13 protein-coding genes are annotated in these 18,658 nt (G+C 37.8%); 4 read left to right on the plus strand and 9 right to left on the minus strand.

Features of this window, described 5'->3' with window-relative positions; translation table 11 throughout:
* Window positions 1-67: 67 nt before the first annotated feature.
* The 8 genes from BUA60_RS06360 to BUA60_RS06395 all read right to left on the minus strand — a co-directional run bounded on the left by BUA60_RS06360 (window position 68) and on the right by BUA60_RS06395 (window position 9,171).
* A complete protein-coding gene (locus BUA60_RS06360) occupies window positions 68-1,108 on the minus strand; it encodes a LacI family DNA-binding transcriptional regulator (protein WP_072860943.1) in 1,041 nt (346 codons plus the stop codon).
* Window positions 1,109-1,342: 234 nt separating this feature from the next.
* Window positions 1,343-3,049, minus strand: coding sequence for a sodium:solute symporter family protein (locus BUA60_RS06365; protein WP_072860944.1), 1,707 nt, complete (start codon window positions 3,047-3,049; stop codon window positions 1,343-1,345).
* A gap of 125 nt (window positions 3,050-3,174) precedes the next feature.
* Window positions 3,175-5,685: a PIG-L family deacetylase gene (locus BUA60_RS06370; RefSeq protein ID WP_072860945.1), complete on the minus strand. Its 2,511-nt coding sequence runs from the start codon at window positions 5,683-5,685 to the stop codon at window positions 3,175-3,177.
* 78 nt (window positions 5,686-5,763) lie between these two features.
* A complete protein-coding gene (locus tag BUA60_RS06375; RefSeq protein ID WP_072860946.1) occupies window positions 5,764-6,312 on the minus strand; it encodes a mechanosensitive ion channel domain-containing protein in 549 nt (182 codons plus the stop codon).
* Window positions 6,313-6,317: 5 nt separating this feature from the next.
* Window positions 6,318-7,268: a septum formation inhibitor Maf gene (locus tag BUA60_RS06380; RefSeq protein WP_072860947.1), complete on the minus strand. Its 951-nt coding sequence runs from the start codon at window positions 7,266-7,268 to the stop codon at window positions 6,318-6,320.
* Window positions 7,269-7,303: 35 nt separating this feature from the next.
* Window positions 7,304-7,891 (minus strand): Maf family protein, encoded by a 588-nt coding sequence (locus tag BUA60_RS06385; RefSeq protein ID WP_072860948.1) that lies wholly within the window; start codon window positions 7,889-7,891, stop codon window positions 7,304-7,306.
* Between the two features lie 4 nt (window positions 7,892-7,895).
* On the minus strand, window positions 7,896-8,423 hold the full coding sequence (locus BUA60_RS06390) for a KdsC family phosphatase (RefSeq protein WP_072860949.1): 528 nt from the start codon (window positions 8,421-8,423) through the stop codon (window positions 7,896-7,898).
* On the minus strand, window positions 8,407-9,171 hold the full coding sequence (locus tag BUA60_RS06395) for a Rossmann-like and DUF2520 domain-containing protein (protein WP_072860950.1): 765 nt from the start codon (window positions 9,169-9,171) through the stop codon (window positions 8,407-8,409). Before BUA60_RS06395 ends, BUA60_RS06390 begins: the two co-directional genes overlap by 17 nt.
* A 429-nt stretch (window positions 9,172-9,600) precedes the next feature.
* Here BUA60_RS06395 and ccsA point away from each other — a divergent pair, with 429 nt between their 5' ends.
* The 4 genes from ccsA (at window position 9,601) to bshB1 (ending at window position 16,389) form a co-directional block, all read left to right on the plus strand.
* Window positions 9,601-12,777, plus strand: a complete 3,177-nt coding sequence (gene ccsA / locus BUA60_RS06400; protein ID WP_072860951.1) for a cytochrome c biogenesis protein CcsA — start codon at window positions 9,601-9,603, stop codon at window positions 12,775-12,777.
* 156 nt (window positions 12,778-12,933) lie between these two features.
* Window positions 12,934-14,343, plus strand: coding sequence for an MATE family efflux transporter (locus BUA60_RS06405; RefSeq protein ID WP_072860952.1), 1,410 nt, complete (start codon window positions 12,934-12,936; stop codon window positions 14,341-14,343).
* Between the two features lie 52 nt (window positions 14,344-14,395).
* Complete coding sequence (locus tag BUA60_RS06410) at window positions 14,396-15,568, plus strand: trans-sulfuration enzyme family protein (RefSeq protein WP_072860953.1); 1,173 nt, start codon at window positions 14,396-14,398, stop codon at window positions 15,566-15,568.
* 98 nt (window positions 15,569-15,666) lie between these two features.
* Entirely contained in the window at window positions 15,667-16,389 is a 723-nt protein-coding gene (gene bshB1, locus BUA60_RS06415) for a bacillithiol biosynthesis deacetylase BshB1 (RefSeq protein ID WP_072860954.1), read from the plus strand.
* On the opposite strand, the gene BUA60_RS06420 is transcribed toward bshB1, so the two are convergent.
* Complete coding sequence (locus BUA60_RS06420; protein WP_072860955.1) at window positions 16,386-18,470, minus strand: tetratricopeptide repeat-containing sensor histidine kinase; 2,085 nt, start codon at window positions 18,468-18,470, stop codon at window positions 16,386-16,388. The genes bshB1 and BUA60_RS06420 overlap by 4 nt on opposite strands.
* Between the last annotated feature and the right edge of the window lie 188 nt (window positions 18,471-18,658).

The following is an 18,658-nucleotide window of genomic DNA, read 5'->3' on the forward strand; positions in this document are numbered from 1 at the left end:
GCACATTGAATAAAACCTTAATTATTTTAAGGTCAATCCTGAATAGTTGTATGTTTTATCAACCTAATTAAAGGTAATAATGAGCATTTTCTGTAGTAATAACATCTATAGGAAGGAACTCGTGCGGAGGTAAGGGCTTTCCAAAAAGAAAATGTTCGGCCAAATAATTAACACTCAGAAAAGCCTGTCTCTTAGGTTTTTGGTGAATTAAAAACTTTATATCCCCTTGCCCAAGATACTTAATATTAGGTTTTAATAAATCGTATCCTATTATAACCGCATTATCTTTTTTAAGTTCTTGAAAAGCTTCAACCAACATATATGCCTTTGAATTGGTTACAAAAAATGCATTAATTTCAGGATTGTTTTTTATGAATAGGGATACTTCATGGCTAAAACGATTTTTTTCGGCAGAATTAAAAGTTTTGGAAACCATAATATGATTTCTATCCGACTTTTCTTTAAAAAATTCTACAAACCCATTCTCCTTGGATTGCATGTGGGGTTCTTTATTGATATGGATAATGGCTATGCCATCATTCTTTCCAATTATTTTCTCCATTAAACTTGCTGCAACCCTGCCACTTTGTTTTAGGTCTTGGCCAATAAAAATTTGTTCCTTAAAACAATTAATATGATTATTGAAAAGAACCACTGGAATTTTGGCTTCACAACACTGTCCTAAAACCACTTGTGATTCGCTTTCAAAGATGGGTGCCATTAAAAGAACATCAGGTCTTGACCGGATAGCTTCCTCTGATTGCTCCATAAAAGACGATTTCTCGGCAGGGTCGTAGAAATATTTCCTAATAAGTATTCCAAAAGGGGTAAATTGATTTGAGGCCTCTATAACTCCTTCATTGGCAGGAATCCAATAGGGATCCTTATTGGGGTCCGGAAGTAGAACATGTATACTATAGGTTTTGTTTCTCTTAAGGTTCCTGGCAATTGGATTGGGCTTATAGTCTATTTCCTTAAGTACCTTATCAACTTTTTCAAAAGCATTTTTGGAAACCTTACCGCGTTTGTGTAATACTCTATCTACTGTTCCCTTGGAAACACCTGCCATTTGGGCTATGTCCTTTATAGTGTATTTCTCCTTAATCATTATAGTATAGTAGTAGATACGAGAGTAGAATTTTTGGCATAAGAAGCAAATTTTAACAGTTTGCTAACATTAAATATATAAATAATCCTAACAAATCACCTAAATTTTTCGTGGACTTGATAAAATTTCATTATATACACACCATTAAACCTACATGAATGCGGTCATATGAAGGATCGATGATGATTTAATTATGGGTAACCATTACCAATACCATCAAAATGAAGAGAAATATTATGCCTCTATTGGGGGATTTTTTAAAAGACGGTCAAATCCTTCCAATATTGTTGCCAAAACTATTATCAAACAACACCCAAAAGCATTTAACCACAAATAGGACATCCAGTCGTAACTCCAACCTATTATTACGATGCACTGTGTTATCAAAGCAGCCACAAAAACGGCATTGCCCTTTATGAATTTAAGAAAGAAGGCAATCAGAAAAATACCTAGAACGTTTCCATAAAATATGGACCCTATAATATTGACTAATTGAATGAGATTATCAAATAGGTTGGCCACGCAGGCAATTGCAATGGCTATAACACCCCACAGAAGGGTAAATAATTTTGAGGCCTTTACATAATGTGCCTGGGTAAATTCACCTTTCTTATTTCGCTTGTATAAATCCAAAGATGTAACCGTACCCAAAGCATTTAATTCAGAGGCAGTAGAGGACATGGCCGCCGAAAGTATAACCGCCAATAGTAGACCAATAAGTCCCTTGGGTAGAAAATTTAAAATAAAATGGATAAACACATAATCCTTGTCATTGGTCTCCACACTATCATCGGCCATAGAAATTAGTGCTTGGGCCGCCTTTCTATTTTCCTTATCCTTATTGTTTATACTTACAATGTGTTGTTTGGCATCTTCAATGGCATCGTACTCCTTAAGATCCAGGGCTCCGGAGAATTTATTTTGGGCCATTCTTTTTTCGCTCTCCAAGACTAAATGTTCTTCTTCCAATATCTTATAGTCTTCGGAATAGGAAGATTCCATTATGGCACTGGTAGCAGCCGGATTAAAGTTTAAAGGAGAGTGGTTGAACTGGAAAAAAATGAATACCATTACGCCCACCAATAATATAAAGAATTGCATTGGTATTTTTAATAATCCATTAAAAATAAGTCCAAGCTGACTTTCCCTTACCGTTTTTCCGGAAAGATATCTTTGTACCTGACTCTGATCTGTTCCAAAATAGGCCAGGGCAAGAAATAGTCCACCAGTAATTCCACTCCAAAAGGTATAGCGACTTGTGGTGTTGACACTAAAGTCTAAAATATTTAATTTATCACTGGCCCCGGCAATCTTCAGTGCCTTGCTAAAAGTAATGTCCTCCGGCAAATAACCAAGTATAAAAAAGAATGCGATAAACATTCCTGTCATTATAATGAACATTTGTTGTTTATGTGTAACACTCACAGCCCTGGTACCCCCAGAAACGGTATAAATGATAACAAGGATACCTATCAAAATATTTAGGGTTCTTAAATCCCAGCCCAATACGGCCGAAAGAATAATAGAAGGTGCAAAAATGGTAATACCGGCGGCAAGACCACGTTGAATTAAAAATAATAAGGCCGCCAGCGTCCTTGTTTTTAAATCGAAGCGATTTTCCAAAAATTCATAGGCGGTATATACATTGAGGCGATGATAAATGGGGACAAAAACAAGACATATAATAATCATTGCCAATGGCAGGCCAAAATAAAACTGAACGAACCCCATTCCATCATGAAATGCCTGTCCTGGAGTGGACAAAAATGTTATTGCACTTGCTTGTGTAGCCATTACGGAAAGTCCTATGGTCCACCATTTGGCATCGTGACCGCCAAGGACGTAGTCCGTTACGTTCTTACTTCCCTTTGTTCTCCAAACGCCGTATCCAACAATGAAAATAAGGGTTCCGACAAGTATGATCCAATCTATTGCAGCCATTTTATCGGTTTCCTGTCATTATTAAATAAAAAACAATTATATAGATGATATTCAGTGCTAGCACTAGCGTATACTCCTTTTTCCAATCAAATTTCTCGAACATAACTATTCTTGTTATTTGTTTTTTATTTTTGACTTTCCTGTTTTAGGGAAAGCATATTGGCAAACAGTCTATAAGCACCTGTTACACCGGCCGGTAATTCCCTGAAAAAGCTCAATCCCGTATAAATATAGTTCCCCTTCCCGTATGGTGCAACTAAAAGGCTGCCATTTAAGCTTGCTTCCCCTTCATCGTTCATTGAAAGTATAGGGGTAAACTCTTTGGACCATTGATCCGGAAAATATAGACCGCGTTCCTGAACCCAGCCATTAAAATCGTTTTGGGTTATTTTATTTGGATAATTGACCAAGGCATGCGATTTGGCCAGTATGCTCACATTGGAGGCTTCATCCGTAACCCTATCGCGTGAAATGGATAAAGGGTAGGGGGCAAGGTTATCCATGTCCAATCCATTTCTGCCAGCTGTGTTGTACTGAACAATTAGGTTGCCACCCTCTTTTACATAATCCAATAAATAGCGCTGCTTAAATTTTAATTCATCCACTACGTTGTACGCCCTTATGCCAACAACAATTGCATCATATTTGGTCAAGGAACCAGCTTGAATGGTTTTAGGGTCTATGTATTCTACCTTATATCCTATTTGTTTAAGACTTTCGGGTATTTCATCCCCAGCCCCGTTTATATACCCTATATTTTCCCCATTCTTGTTAATGTCCAATCTAACCACTTTGGTTTCGGAAGGCAATAGCACAGATTGTTTGGGAATATGGTCATAGGATATTTCTATCAATTCTTTAGAGATTTCCTTGCCATCCACTTTAATAATTGGGGAAATATAATTTTCATCTTCTTTGGTAGGGGGTGTTAATATAAAATTCAATATTCGTTGGTCTCCCTTTTTTGCAATTTCAAAGGATTTTATTTCTTGATCAACTTTCCAACCCTTTCCAAAACACAGCTGCAGTTCCCCCTTTACATTGTCTTTAAGTGCTTTAATAGTAACGGGGATTTCCTTGGGTTCGGAACTGGCAAAAATGATTACCTTATCCTTAAAACTTGCCGTTGCCTCCGGCAATATTTCAAAGGGTTGGTAGATTTCCCCTTTTTCGGGTTTGGAGTATCTATAAACAATTGGTTTTGTAATATTTAAGGTGAATCCGTTGAATTCCATTTCAAAATTCACCTCAAAGGCATTGGGAGTTTCCGGTTTTCCAATTAGATTTTGGTCCTTTACCGTATACATTCCAGTAGTTCCTTTATTGTTCAACCAATAGGGACTTGTGTAGTCCTTATTGCTCGGAACATTTATATTTATTTGAAATATCTCTTTCTTATTTTCTTTAAGTGCTAGTTTTTTGTTTATATGATTATCCGTGCCCGTGTAAACAGATATAAGATTGATATCAGCAATACTTCTATTCAATGCTTCTATATTAATTGCGATACTACTTCCGGGATATGTGTTGGATTCTTCGGCTGTTGCTTCCAAATAAAGTCCACAAACCGATTGGATAATGTCCTCCAACTCTTTTTTCTTAATTCTTTTCCAATGCTCGTCCTGCAATTTCAAAATGGCCTTGTATCCTTCAATAAGTTGCGGCAGGTGTTTTGCTGGTTGGGTAAAATCAAAATTTCTTTCAATTTCATATAAAATCTTCCCCACGGCTTCCCCGCCTTTGACCCTTGACCAAGAAGTATTTATTCCGTCGAAAATATCGGATTTATTTTTGGGGAGGTCGCCCTTTAAAAGCTCTATATACTCGTTCTCACTTCCCCGGGTTGCCAATCTACCAAAACCTTGGCACAAATGCTGGCTACTGGCAAGTGATGCTATTTCGTTGTTGGATACGCCTCTTAATGGATAATAGACCCCAACATCGAGATCTATCATTTTGGATTTGTCCGCTTTTTGAAATTTGTCCTCACTTCCATAAAACCACCAAGAGGTATTAAAAAATAGCCTTTTTGGTTGCCATAAGTCCGTACTTTTTAGTTGGTCCGGATATATATTTGGATTGTTGGCCAAATCGAAGGCCTCATAACTAAGCATGGCCGAAGAGGTGTGATGGCCATGGGTGGAACCTGGCGATCTGTGATCAAATCTATTAATGATAACATCTGGTTTAAAATTGCGTATAATCCAGATAACATCACTTAACACGGCCTCCTTATTCCAAATCTTAAGGGTTTCATTTGGATGCTTGGAGTAACCAAAGTCATTGGCCCTTGTAAAAAATTGTTCCCCGCCATCGATACGCCTGGCAGCCAATAACTCTTGGGTACGCAAAACTCCCAACAATTCCCTCAGTTCGGAACCTATTAAATTTTGACCTCCATCTCCACGGGTGAGGGATAAGTAGGCTGTTTTAGCTTTTACTTCATTGGATAGATAGGAGATTAGCCTTGTATTTTCATCATCGGGGTGTGCAGCAATATAAAGGGCCGACCCCAAAAAATTCAATTTTTGAATGGAATGATATATGTCCGAGGAAGTATTTTTTTTTGGTGCCTGAGCGTCAATAAGTTGGCAAGAAAGTAGTATCCCCAAAAAGAATACCCAAGGAAGGCGCATATTATTTCAGTTTTAGTTGGTTCCCAAATATAAAAATATAAAATCCGTAGCTGTAATTTTTACAACTACTTTAACACCTTAAAGTACTTCACTTCTTTCCAAGGAGTCCTCATAGGTTTGTGCCAAAGCTATGGCCTTTTGAAGCATCATATTATTGGGGTAGGTAAAAAGTTCTCCGTTATTCCTTCTAAGATGGATATGAAAAGCCCTAATGTCCTCTATAAGATAGACTTCATTTGGCAATTCAATTTCCTTATCCATTATTTTAATTTTATCCCCGATTTTAAATGGAAACGAGAAAAATAGTATAACCCCTGCAGTAACATTGCTCAATATGGACCATTGGGCAAAAAGGGCCACTCCTATAACGGCAAAAACTGAGGAAAAAACAAGGCCGATGTCTTTCATTTCTACACCCCAAATAAGAATCAGTGCAACTATTCCAAAAGTAGTAAGGCCAACAGTGGAGTATTTTATGATCAACCTAGTACGTACCTCATTGATGTCGCTGATTTTTCCAACTTTTTTTATGGCTTTAGTGCCTAGATACTTCAAAATCAATAGGACCAACAGGCATATAGCCGTCCCTAAGAGTTCGTTCTTGTATTCAAAAAATAGTGTATCCATAAAATCTATAATCCTAAACTGTCGCGCAAAAATACATCACTATTTTTGTTTTCCTGCCAATAAGCCCTTTTTAATGTTTTTATTTTCGTTGCCTTGGTAGTAAGTGTTTGGGCATTGGGTCCAAATCCGCTTTTATAAGTTTCGGACCAATTTTCAATAGTATGTGGGAAGGATTTGGAAAAGCTAATTTCCAGCGTTCTTTCCAATTCCGGATAGTTAATGTAATAAGTGTAAAGATCCGTTTTAGTATTGAGTTCAGCCTTGGCATCATAGGCTTTTAAAGGTTTGTGTGCCAAGCGTAAATATTCCATGGAAGGCACAATTTTAATGTTGCCTGCCGGAAGGTTGTCTGGATTGATCCTTATTTTGTTCCATATTTCATTTTCTAAATGCGTTTTGTCCAAAGTAACGGTTTGATCCCCTTCGCTCTCAAAATAGGAAAAAGATTTTATCTCAAATTTATCCCTGTTGTTCAATTGCGTAAATACCTGACCACACCATTCCTGAACCGAGGCGGTTAGTTTAATGGCGTGCTGATTATCCGATACAGGATAAAAACTACTGTTCATTATGGAGTAGGGGTAGATACCGGTAAGGAATTTCTTGGTACTATTAAGTTTCAATACGGAAACATTATTCGGATTTGATTGATCGGCTTTCACCTGTTTGTCCGCTAAAAAAGGCTCGGTAACATAAATTAAAACCGCATTTCCATCCCTTAGTTCACCATAACGGGCCTGTTCCAACTTATAAGAAGTTATTTCGGCTTTCCCAGAATACCAATACTCTTTGAACTCTTCGGATAAGGGAGTTTTGACCGATTTAGGCTCGGACATTTCCTTATCATTACCTACCAAAGAAATATTTTCGGAATCTTTATCATTTTCCTTACAAGCACTAATAAGAACCAATAACAATAAAATATGTGCAAAAATGAAGGTAAACAGACGTTGCATAGAAATTAATTTTTTCTAAAATTATTCAAAATAAGCTAACCTACCATGGCCATTAACGTTTTGTAAACCAATTGGGTCGGCAATCCTACCACATTGGTATAGGAACCCTGTATTTCCTCAATCCCGATTAGGCCTATCCAATCCTGTATGCCATAACCGCCAGCTTTGTCGAACGGATTATAGTTCTGAATATAATTTTCAATTTCCCAATGGCTCAATGGCTTAAATTTCACCTTTGTAGATTGACTTACAGTTTGTTGACTTTTGTTCGTTGTAAAACAAACAGAGGTGATTACTTCGTGCCAATCGTTAGAGAGTGTATTTAACATGGAAAACGCCTCCTTTTCATCGGCAGGTTTTGCCAATGATAAACTGTTATGCCAAACCACGGTATCGGAAGTGATGAGGATATCCTTGGGCTCTAACTTTTTTGGATATCCACCAGCTTTTAATTCTGCCAGATAATCCGAAATTTCCGCACCCTTTAAATGATCGGGATATATCTCCTTTACATGTATTGGATCTACGGTAAAATCTATTTCCATTTCCCTAAAGAATTGCTGTCTTCTAGGAGAGGCCGAAGCAAGTATTACCCGATATTCCTTTAGTTTGTTATTGGACATAATCTTAATCGTTCTTGGCGCTAAAATTTTCGGCCCAGTGTCCTCTCACTTTCAAAACCTGTTCAATAACATCCCTAACACAGCCGTCTCCACCGTATTTATGCGAAATGTATTTGGACATGGCCTTTACTTCAGGGACAGCATTTTGTGGACAACAAGGAATACCCGCCAATCTCATAGGGGGGATATCGGGGATGTCATCACCCATATAGAGAACATGCTGTGGGTTTATATTGTATATATCCAAATATTCGTCAAAAGGGTCTATTTTGTGATGGGCCCCCATATGTATGTCGGTAACTCCCAAGCCCCTTAATCTTAACCTAACGCCTTCGTTGGTACCACCGGAAATGATACAGATATTATAACCTTGTTGAATGGCCACCTTTACAGCATAACCATCCTGAACATTCATAGTCCTTAACATTTCACCGTCTGAGGTGATCATAATTTTGCCATCTGTAAATACGCCATCCACATCAAATACAAAAGTGGTTATGTCCTGTAGCAGCTCCTTATAACTCTTGTCCATATTTTTCTCCTATCAATTTGCTTAACAAGCTGTAAATATCCTGATAATTTTTATTTTTTAGCAGATTTAAGTGGCTTTCCATAGTCTTCACATCGTTTCTTTTCGCCGGTCCGGTTTGGGCTTCTGAGGGAGATAGCTCTTCTAGTTTTTCCACGGTTTCTTTAATTAAAGGCCTCAACATGGAAAATGGCAAATTATTTTCAGTACAAATGTCGTGGCCTATCGTAAAAAGATAATTCGTGAAATTATTTACAAATACTGCCGCTAGGTGAAGCGATTTCCGTTGCTCGCTCGTTATCTCGTGTACTTCCAAACTAATGAGTCCTGCCAATTTTTTCAAGAGGTTTATATCCATTTTATGTTCGGCCTCTATACAGATGGGCACATTTTTAAAATCTATGGTTTTGCCCTGACTAAAGGTCTGCAGTGGATAAAAGACCCCTGTATTGTTTAGATCTCCAAGGGATTTTAGGGCTACACTTCCGGAGGTATGGACCACTAAACCTTTTTTCTCCTTTAGATAAGGTGCCACTTGGGCAATGGCATCATCACTTACGGCAATAATATAAATATCTGCGTCCGTAATTTTTGTAAAATCCGTTCCCGTAGCAACCTTATTCCTAAAATGGGATAGGTGGCCTTCGTTCCTGCCTATTACCTGTAACACATCTAATTCATCAACACCCAAAAAGGCGTTGAACAAATGTTTGGCAACATTGCCAGTTCCCAATAAAACAATAGATATCATAGTCAAAAGTAAATATTAAATCAAAATTAAAGGTTTATGGGCGATAAGTTTTTTGAATATCGATGTTTGAATAAGTCTGAAGCTGGCGGCCAATGTTGACCTATTTTGACTGCAAGTACTTACTGCAATGAATTGCAGTAAATTTAAACTAAGATGTAGAAATACTAATTCCTCCCTTTATATAGCAAAACACTGCTTGGTCTTTATAGGAATTTATTTATATAATTTTTTGTAACCTAAACCATGGATATGTATCCCAATGTAAATGAATGTAGCCACTGGCAGATCTGCAATATATAAACCAGCGGGCAAACATCAGAGTATGCCAATCCCGTTTGGCGGGTAAATACTCAATTAACAAAACATTTAATAATTAAACTCTTATAAAAATGTATTTTTGCATGTTTAAATCAAACCTTTCTTGCCAAAATGATTGAACTCCTAAAAAAAATCTTCTTTTCCACACGTTTAACGGCCGTTTTATTTATTGTTTTTGCTACAGCCATGGCCTTTGGTACTTTTATAGAAAGCTGGTACAGCACGGAAACCGCAAGAATATGGATTTACAACGCTACATGGTTCGAGGCCATTATGGTCTTTTTTGTCATTAATTTTGTTGGGAATATTGCTCGTTATAATCTTTTAAAAAAGGAAAAATGGGCAATACTTATTTTACACCTCTCTTGGATTTTAATAATACTTGGGGCATTTGTTACCCGGTATATAAGTTTTGAAGGAATGATGCCAATAAGGGAAGGGAACACGGAAAATGTATTTTATTCCGACAAAACCTACCTTACCGTTTATGTGGATGGGGAAATAAGCAACGAGCCCAAACGGAAGATTTTGGAAGACGATATATTGGTTACCACAGAAGCTATAAAATCCAATTTGCCCTGGAATTCCGATTTTAACGGACAACCATTTACCATATCCTATGCCGGATTTATTGAAGGCGCAAAAGAAGGTTTGGTCGAAGACTCCGATGGAAAGGAATACTTAAAAATTGTAGAAGCAGGTGACGGACAACGTCATGAGCATTATTTGGAAAGCGGAGAGGTTAGCAGTATACACAATGTTTTGTTTTCCTTGAACAAAATGACCGAAGGAGCTATAAATATTATTGAGTCCGATGGTAATTATCAGATTAAATCCCCTTTCGAAGGACAGTTTATGAGAATGGCCGATCAATTGCAGGGAGAATTGTTGAAAGATAGCCTTCAAACCCTGCAATTAAGATCTTTATACACTACTGCAGGAATGCAATTTGTAATTCCTGAGCCAATTATCAAGGGATCATATGGGGTAATTCCCGTACCAGAAAATGAGAAAACAGAGAACGACCTGGATGCCTTGATCGTGGATATAAGCAGCAATGGTGAAACAGTGCGCAAAAAATTATTGGGAGCAAAGGGTGTGGCAAATTTTTCCGGGGAATTTGAGGTAGGAGGTTTGGACTTTAACATTTCGTACGGTTCCAAGGTTTACACCTTGCCTTTTGGAATTAAATTAAACGATTTTATTGCCGAAAAACATCCGGGAACCGAGAACAGCTATGCGTCCTTTATGAGCAAGGTTACCATTGAGGACGAACGTCCTTTTGACTACGATATATACATGAACCATATTTTGGACCACAAGGGATATCGTTTTTTTCAAGCTAGTTTTCACCCAGATGAAAAAGGCACTGTACTATCTGTAAACCATGATTTTTGGGGTACTTGGATAACTTATATTGGATATTTTTTGTTGTATGCCGGACTCATGGGCATTATGTTTTATGGTAAGACCAGGTTTAAAAGCCTAGGTGCGTCCTTGGAGAAACTAAAAAATAAAAGATCCAAATTGGCTGTACTATTTATCCTAGGAAGCACATTAAATATGATGGCGCAGGAAAATGTAGAGACAGATTCACATGCACACGACAATACCCCTACTGCCCAGCAGGTAGATTCATTGTTGCACGCCATGACTCCTTCCAAGGAACATGCTGCATCTTTTGGGAAACTGGTAATTCAGGATGCCGGTGGAAGAATGAAACCCATAAATACGTTTTCTTCCGAACTATTGAGAAAATTAAGTCTAAAGGACAAATATACCGACTTCAATTCCGATCAAGTATTTCTATCGATGATGCTAAATCCAAGGGTTTGGTACTATGCAGAATTTATTGCCTTGGATAAAAAAGGGCAAAATGACAGTATCCGTAAGATCATAGGTCTGGAACATGGTAAAAAGTTTGCCAAGGCTACAGATTTCTTTGATGAAAAAGGACAATACAAATTAAGTGCCTACCTTCAAGAAGCCTATGCCACCAATACCCCTAACCAATACCAAAAGGACTTTAAGAGTTTGGACGAACGACTGGTGTTGTTGAATAGGGCATTGGGAGGTGAAATAGTCAAGATATTTCCATTGCTCAATGACGACAATAATAAATGGATCTCGGCAGTGGAATATAGGGGTGGCCAATATCAGGTATCGGATTCCCTATATGCCAATTTTATAAAGAATGCCGTTCCCTTCTATTTAATGAGCTTGGAGAAAGCAGTAAAAACCGGCGACTATTCCGAAGCCGATAAATTGTTGGCCGCCTTTAAAAAGAATCAAGAAAACCACGGTAGTGAGGTATTGCCCTCTGAAAGCAAAATTAACGCGGAAGTATTTTACAATAAAGCAGATATTTATAATAAGCTATATAAGTATTATGCCTTGGTTGGGCTCTTAATGTTTGTGCTACTGGTATTCCAAATTATTAAGGATAGAAAAGCTCTTCGTTTTAGCATAGCCGGGATCAAAGTCCTCATTTATGTGTTTTTTGTTTTGCATACCCTTGGATTGGGAATGCGCTGGTACATATCTGGGCATGCTCCTTGGAGCGATGCCTATGAGAGTATCCTATATGTTTCCTGGGCAACTTTGGGTATGGGGCTTCTTTTCAGCAAAAAAAGTGATATGACGGTCGCCGCGGCTACTTTTGTGACATCCATGCTGTTATGGATTGCCCATCAGAGTTGGGTAGATCCGTCAATAGCCAATCTTGTACCGGTATTGGATAGTTATTGGTTAATGATCCATGTTGCGGTAATTGTAGGTAGTTATGGCCCCCTCACCGTGGGCATGATCTTGGGTGTAGTCAGCCTTTTGTTGATCATCATGACCAATAGTAAGAATAAGGAAAAAATGGACCTGAACATCAAGGAACTTACCATCATCAATGAGCTTTCCTTAACGGTAGGTCTGGTTATGTTGACTATTGGAAATTTCTTGGGAGGACAATGGGCCAATGAAAGTTGGGGTCGCTACTGGGGATGGGATCCAAAGGAAACATGGGCCTTGATCTCAATAATGATCTATGCTTTTGTAATTCATACAAGGTTGATTCCAGGTCTACGAGGTAAATGGATGTTCAATTTTCTAAGCGTAGTTGCCTTTGGAAGTATTATGATGACCTATTTTGGGGTGAATTTCTATTTAGTAGGACTTCATAGTTATGCCAGTGGCGCACAGGTAATTACGCCCACTTTTATTTATTATACCGTTTTTGGGGTATTGCTATTGGGAGCAGTAAGTTACTGGAGAAATAAAAAATATTATGCCAAGTAATTTTAAACTTTTCTAATTTTAAAGCAATTTTGTTTTAATATGAAGTAAAGCGATTATGTTTTTTTAGATATCATAGATGGAATGTTAAGAATTCATTTGATGGATTTTTGATTATTGCCAGCGTTTATTTTCTTCATATAACATAATTCTTTACACATGCCGGATACTAACAAACTTACCTTAGGTAAATTATACAAGTACTTTATCATAGCTTTGACCGGCAAGGATACTGATTTTACTTCTGGAAGTATCAGAAAAGCAATCTTTATGCTTTCCATACCTATGGTATTGGAAATGTTAATGGAATCTATTTTTGCTTTGGTAGATATTGCATATGTATCCAGGGTTAGTGTTAATGCAGTAGCAACAATAGGACTCACAGAATCGGTGATTACATTGATTTATGCCCTAGCCATTGGTTTAAGTATGGCTGCAACGGCAATTGTGGCCAGAAGGGTTGGTGAAAAAAATCTACAGGGAGCTAGGGAATCGGCGGTACAGGTTATCATATTGGGAATTACTGTGGCTATTATTACCGGAATATTTGGAGCTATATATTCCAAGGAAATCCTCAGTTTAATGGGCGGAAGTTCTGAACTAATACGAGAGGGCCATGGTTACACCCAACTGATGATTGGAGGTAATATCACTATACTACTGCTTTTCTTAATAAATGCCATTTTCCGGGGAGCAGGGGATGCCTCGGTTGCCATGTGGATCCTGGTACTCTCCAATGGTCTAAATATAATTCTTGATCCAATCTTTATTTTTGGATGGGGTCCAATTCCTGAATACGGAGTTATGGGGGCTGCAATTGCTACCAATATTGGCCGGGGAACTGCAGTTTTGTTTCAATTGATAATTTTGTTCTTTGGATGGAGCAAGATCAAAATTGGTATTTCGGATATAGTAATCCGCTTTAAAGTAATGACAAACATCATAAAAGTATCAGCTGGCGGTATTGCCCAATTTTTGATTGGTACGTCTAGTTGGATATTTTTAATGAGGATTATGTCCGAATTTGGAAGTGAAGTCTTGGCCGGTTACACCATTGCTATAAGGGTTATAATGTTTTCCTTAATGCCTTCGTGGGGAATGAGCAACGCGGCCGCCACTCTTGTTGGCCAAAATTTGGGAGCCAACAAACCCGATAGGGCCGAAGAATCTGTTTGGAAAACTGGCAAGTATAATGCCATCTTTATGTTTTCAATTTCCTTGATATATTTATTCTTCGCAGAAGATATTATTTTATCCTTTAATAGCACACCACAAGTTGTAGAATATGGCACTCTGTGCCTACAGATTATTGCTGCAGGTTATGTGTTTTATGCTTACGGTATGGTATTGACACAGGCTTTTAATGGAGCAGGGGATACAAATACCCCTACTAAGATTAATTTTTTAATTTTCTGGGTGTTACAGCTTCCTTTTGCTTATATAATGGCTATAACTTTTAAGTTTGGGGCTGTTGGGGTATTTTTGGCCATTTCAATAGCCGAGGTTTTGCTTACCATAGTTAGTTACATACTCTTTAAAAAGGGTAAATGGAAAGAAATTAAGGTATAAGCTATTTTTGTAACTTTATCCACCATCATCTTAATCAATTTAAATAGATAGAATGAAACAGCAAAAAAAGGGACTTAATACCATCTGTACCCATTTCGGACAGCTGGAGGACAAGGAGTTCAAGGGGGCCATTTCGCCACTGTATATGGGAACTGCCTATGCCTTTGAGGACATTGATGTTAAACGCTACCCACGATATTTCAACACTCCCAACCAAGTGGCCTTGGCCAAAAAAATAGCGGCACTGGAACATGCCGAAGCGGCATTGATTTTTGGTAGCGGTATGGCCGCTATCAGTACCTCCCTCTTAGCATTTTTAAAGGCTGGAGACCATATAGTAGTACAAAAGATCATTTATGGCGGCACCTATAATCTTATAGTTGAAGAATTTGAAAAATTTGGGATATCGTACTCTTTTACCGATGGTTTTAAGGCTGAGGACTTTGAGGCAAAAATTCAAGAAAACACCAAGGTAATTTATATAGAGACCCCATCCAATCCATTATTGAACATTATAGATTTAAAGGCAGTGGCCGACCTTTCTAAAAAACATGGTCTTATATCCATGATCGACAATACTTTTGCCAGCCCGGTGAATCAAAATCCCGTTGATTTTGGCATAGATGTGGTAATCCATAGCGCTACAAAATACATGGGTGGACATTCCGATATTTGTGCTGGAGCCGTAGCTTCAACAGAAGCTAATATTAAAAAGATATTCAGTTTGGCCAAAAATTTCGGGGGTAGTCTTAGCGATTACACCGTTTGGCTATTGGAAAGGAGCATTAAGACCATGGGAATCAGGGTTAGGGCCCAAAATGCAAATGCACAACACATGGCCGAATACCTGTATGGGCACAAAGATATATCTGCTGTATATTATCCTGGCCTACCCTCACATCCAGACCACAACATCGCAAAAAAACAGATGAAGGGCTTCGGAGGCATGCTATCCTTTGAGTTAAATGCCGATTTTAATGCTTCCAAATTTCAAAAGTCACTAAAATTAATAAAACCTGCCATGAGTTTGGCGGGAGTGGAAAGTACGGTGCTTTCCCCAACCTTAACCTCACATTCCCTTTTAAGTGCTGAAGAGCGAAAGCGACAAGGAATTGCAGATGGGTTGATCCGTTTCTCTGTTGGAATAGAAGAAACAGAGGATTTAATTGCAGATTTGGAACAGGCTTTGGAAACAGTAAGGAAAGAAAGGAAATTGGCCGTTTAGATTTATTTTCGCCCAATATTCGAGGATTATATTATAGAAAGTGGAGATTTACGAGAGTTTAATTGAAAGCTTTCGAGAACAAAGTAGACATAGATTAAATGAAATTAGACATATTAGTATTTGGCGCGCATCCTGATGATGCCGAATTGGGGGCAGGGGCTACCATAGCAAAAGAAGTGGCCAATGGCAAAAAAGTAGGTATCGTAGATTTGACACGGGGGGAATTAGGTACCCGTGGCTCTGCCGAAATTAGGGATAAGGAAGCCGCAGCGGCTGCTAATATTTTAGGGGTAGCTGTACGCGAAAATCTGGAATTTGCCGATGGTTTTTTTACAAATGACAGACAGCATCAGTTGGAAGTAATAAAAATGATCCGAAAGTACAGGCCCGAAACGGTTTTGTGCAATGCTATAGAAGATAGGCACATAGATCATGCCAAGGGCAGCAAATTGGTAAGTGATTCCTGCTTCCTAAGCGGGCTTATAAAAATAGACACTAAAATTGACGGGGAAGAGCAGTGGCAAGAGGCCTGGAGACCAAAACTGGTACATCATTACATTCAATGGAAAAACCTTGAACCGGACTTTGTAGTAGATGTATCGGAATATATAGATGTAAAGGTACAGGCAATAATGGCGTATAGTTCCCAATTTTATGACCCTAAAAGTAAGGAACCTGAAACACCCATTAGTAGCAAAAACTTTATAGATAGTGTGGTTTATAGATCAAGGGACTTGGGTAGAATGATCGGCATAGCCTATGGGGAAGGTTTTACTACTGAAAGATTCGTTGCGGTTAAAAGCCTTGACAGCCTTATTTAGGCCGATTTTTGGAATTGTTTTTTTCCCTTGGGAACGGTAAAATAGAAGGTGGAACCTTCATTAATTTCACTCTTGACCCATAAGGTACCGCCATTTTTTATGACCATTTCGCTGCAGAGCGATAGACCAAGTCCGGTTCCCTTTTCGTTATTGGTGCCATAAGTGGTAATATTGGTATTTTTTGATAGTATTTGTTCCTGAACATACTCATCCATACCAATGCCATTATCCTTTACAAATACTTCCAAATAATCCGGCCTGTCTACATAGCCTATAGTAATATGTCCGTTGTTGGGAGTGAATTTTAGGGCATTGCTTAAAAGATTTCTAATAACAATGTCCATTTGATTTTCGTCGGACCAAATTATGGCCTTATTGACGATTAAATTGTCCATGGTAATCATTTTGGTAAATGCCAATTCACTTAGTAAGTTAATATTATTCTCTACAAGTGTATTTAGATCTACATTGGTAGGATCCGTGGTGGCTTCACGCATTTGCGATTGGCCCCAAGTGAGTAGATTGTTCAGGGTAAAGGAAATACTATTAACGTCGTTCTTTAATTTCGGAATAAACTCCTTAAATTCAGATTCTTTAATATCACCACTGTTCAGTAATTTTAATAATCCCTCCAAAGCACCTATTGGACCGCGAAGATCATGTGCAATAATTGAAAAGAGTTTGTTTTTGGTATTATTGGTCTCCCATAATTCTGCCTCCCTTTCTTCAAGATCCTGTTTTTGGCTTTCGAGTTCCTTGTTCAGTTTTTTGAGGATTTTTTGTCCCCTTACCACTAAAAATGCTATAGCGCCCATAATGATTACAAATAGTATGGCTATATAAATATAGAGACGCTGTTTGGCCAAGGTTTTTTCATTTTTTAATACCAATGCTTCCTGCTGATTTTTATGACTTATTTCAGTTTTCAACATCGTCATACTCATCTTGTTCTCATCCCTGGACAGGGTATCAGATATTTGCCTGAAAATTTCATGATATTTAAGGGCCGCAGCATAGTTCTCCTGATTCTTATATACTTTGTACAGGGTGTTGGAGCATTTCTTGATACCCTCCATAGATTTAATAGTAGAGGATATTTCATAGGCCATCATAGCATAATTTTGTGAAATACTGTCCTTTTCCAATCCGAAATTAGCTTCGGCCATCCCGTTGTACAAATCTATGATCCCACGATCGTCCTGAAGATTTTCATGCAATTCTACACTTTTGTTGTACCAATATAATGCTCTTGTAAATTGCTTTTGTTTTAGGTATACCTTGCCTTTAACTTCATAAGCATAGGCCAGCCAGTCCCATACCTCCCCTTGTTCAAAAATTTTGATACTTCGGTTTATTTTAAACAGGGCATTTTGGAAATCCCCAGTTTCGGCATAAATGGAAGCTACATTACTCATAGTTTCCGCGGAGTTTTTGTCATCTCCTATTTTTAAGTTTATTTTTTCAACTTTATTATAAAAATATAGGGCCTGATCATAATCTTTTTGGGTAGCATATAAGTCCGCTACATTTTCATAAAGTATAGACTCCATTTTTCTATTGCCATAGGATTCTGCCAGTTTAATATTCTCCAAATAGCCAAGCAAGGCCGTTGAATAATTGCCACTATAGACGTTTTCATTAGCCAATTCATTACCGATCCTTAAGACTAAGTTTTGATTATTATCCTTTTTAGCATTTACCAATGCCATTTCATAATTGTCTATTGCTTTGGAATGTTCGCCTATATCTGAATAATAGGTTCCTAGGTTGAATAAAGCTTCACTAACACCTTTTTTATAGTCTATATTACTACTTAATTTCTGGGCTTCACTGGAAAGCAATAAAAGACTATCCGGATTTAAGAATCTAAGCTTGGCTCCAAGATCCATTAATAATCCAATATATATGGTATCCTTATTGACCTGTTTATTCTGACTTCGTAAGGTGGTAATTTTTTGCCTTAATTCCCCAATGGAGGTTTCTTGGGCAAAATTGACCCCACAAAGGAAGAGGAGTAACCAGAATACGGTTAATTTTAATCTAATCTCCCGTGAGCTTATATATAATGCTTTAAAAGACATTTATCTTAATTTAACTGTTGATAAAAATATCTTTCCTTTAAAAAATAGGCTAATTTATGTTGTGAAAGTGTGGTTTTTTGTGTGTTTCGTCCAGTATAATGAGTATTTGGTCGATATTTAGGAAAGGAAATTAATGTATATTTCGCTATATGAGTCTTTTATGAAATGATATAAAATAAGCCTAAAAT

Origin of the sequence: Arenibacter palladensis, from assembly GCF_900129275.1 — a bacterium.
Lineage (GTDB): Bacteria > Bacteroidota > Bacteroidia > Flavobacteriales > Flavobacteriaceae > Arenibacter > Arenibacter palladensis.

Coding starts and splice junctions, on each gene's coding strand:
- BUA60_RS06360 (WP_072860943.1), bottom strand. CDS start 1,108: ATGATTAAGGAGAAATACACTATAAAGGACATAGCCCAAATGGCAGGT.
- BUA60_RS06365 (WP_072860944.1), bottom strand. CDS start 3,049: ATGGCTGCAATAGATTGGATCATACTTGTCGGAACCCTTATTTTCATT.
- BUA60_RS06370 (WP_072860945.1), bottom strand. CDS start 5,685: ATGCGCCTTCCTTGGGTATTCTTTTTGGGGATACTACTTTCTTGCCAA.
- BUA60_RS06375 (WP_072860946.1), bottom strand. CDS start 6,312: ATGGATACACTATTTTTTGAATACAAGAACGAACTCTTAGGGACGGCT.
- BUA60_RS06380 (WP_072860947.1), bottom strand. CDS start 7,268: ATGCAACGTCTGTTTACCTTCATTTTTGCACATATTTTATTGTTATTG.
- BUA60_RS06385 (WP_072860948.1), bottom strand. CDS start 7,891: ATGTCCAATAACAAACTAAAGGAATATCGGGTAATACTTGCTTCGGCC.
- BUA60_RS06390 (WP_072860949.1), bottom strand. CDS start 8,423: ATGGACAAGAGTTATAAGGAGCTGCTACAGGACATAACCACTTTTGTA.
- BUA60_RS06395 (WP_072860950.1), bottom strand. CDS start 9,171: ATGATATCTATTGTTTTATTGGGAACTGGCAATGTTGCCAAACATTTG.
- ccsA (WP_072860951.1), top strand. CDS start 9,601: ATGATTGAACTCCTAAAAAAAATCTTCTTTTCCACACGTTTAACGGCC.
- BUA60_RS06405 (WP_072860952.1), top strand. CDS start 12,934: ATGCCGGATACTAACAAACTTACCTTAGGTAAATTATACAAGTACTTT.
- BUA60_RS06410 (WP_072860953.1), top strand. CDS start 14,396: ATGAAACAGCAAAAAAAGGGACTTAATACCATCTGTACCCATTTCGGA.
- bshB1 (WP_072860954.1), top strand. CDS start 15,667: ATGAAATTAGACATATTAGTATTTGGCGCGCATCCTGATGATGCCGAA.
- BUA60_RS06420 (WP_072860955.1), bottom strand. CDS start 18,470: ATGTCTTTTAAAGCATTATATATAAGCTCACGGGAGATTAGATTAAAA.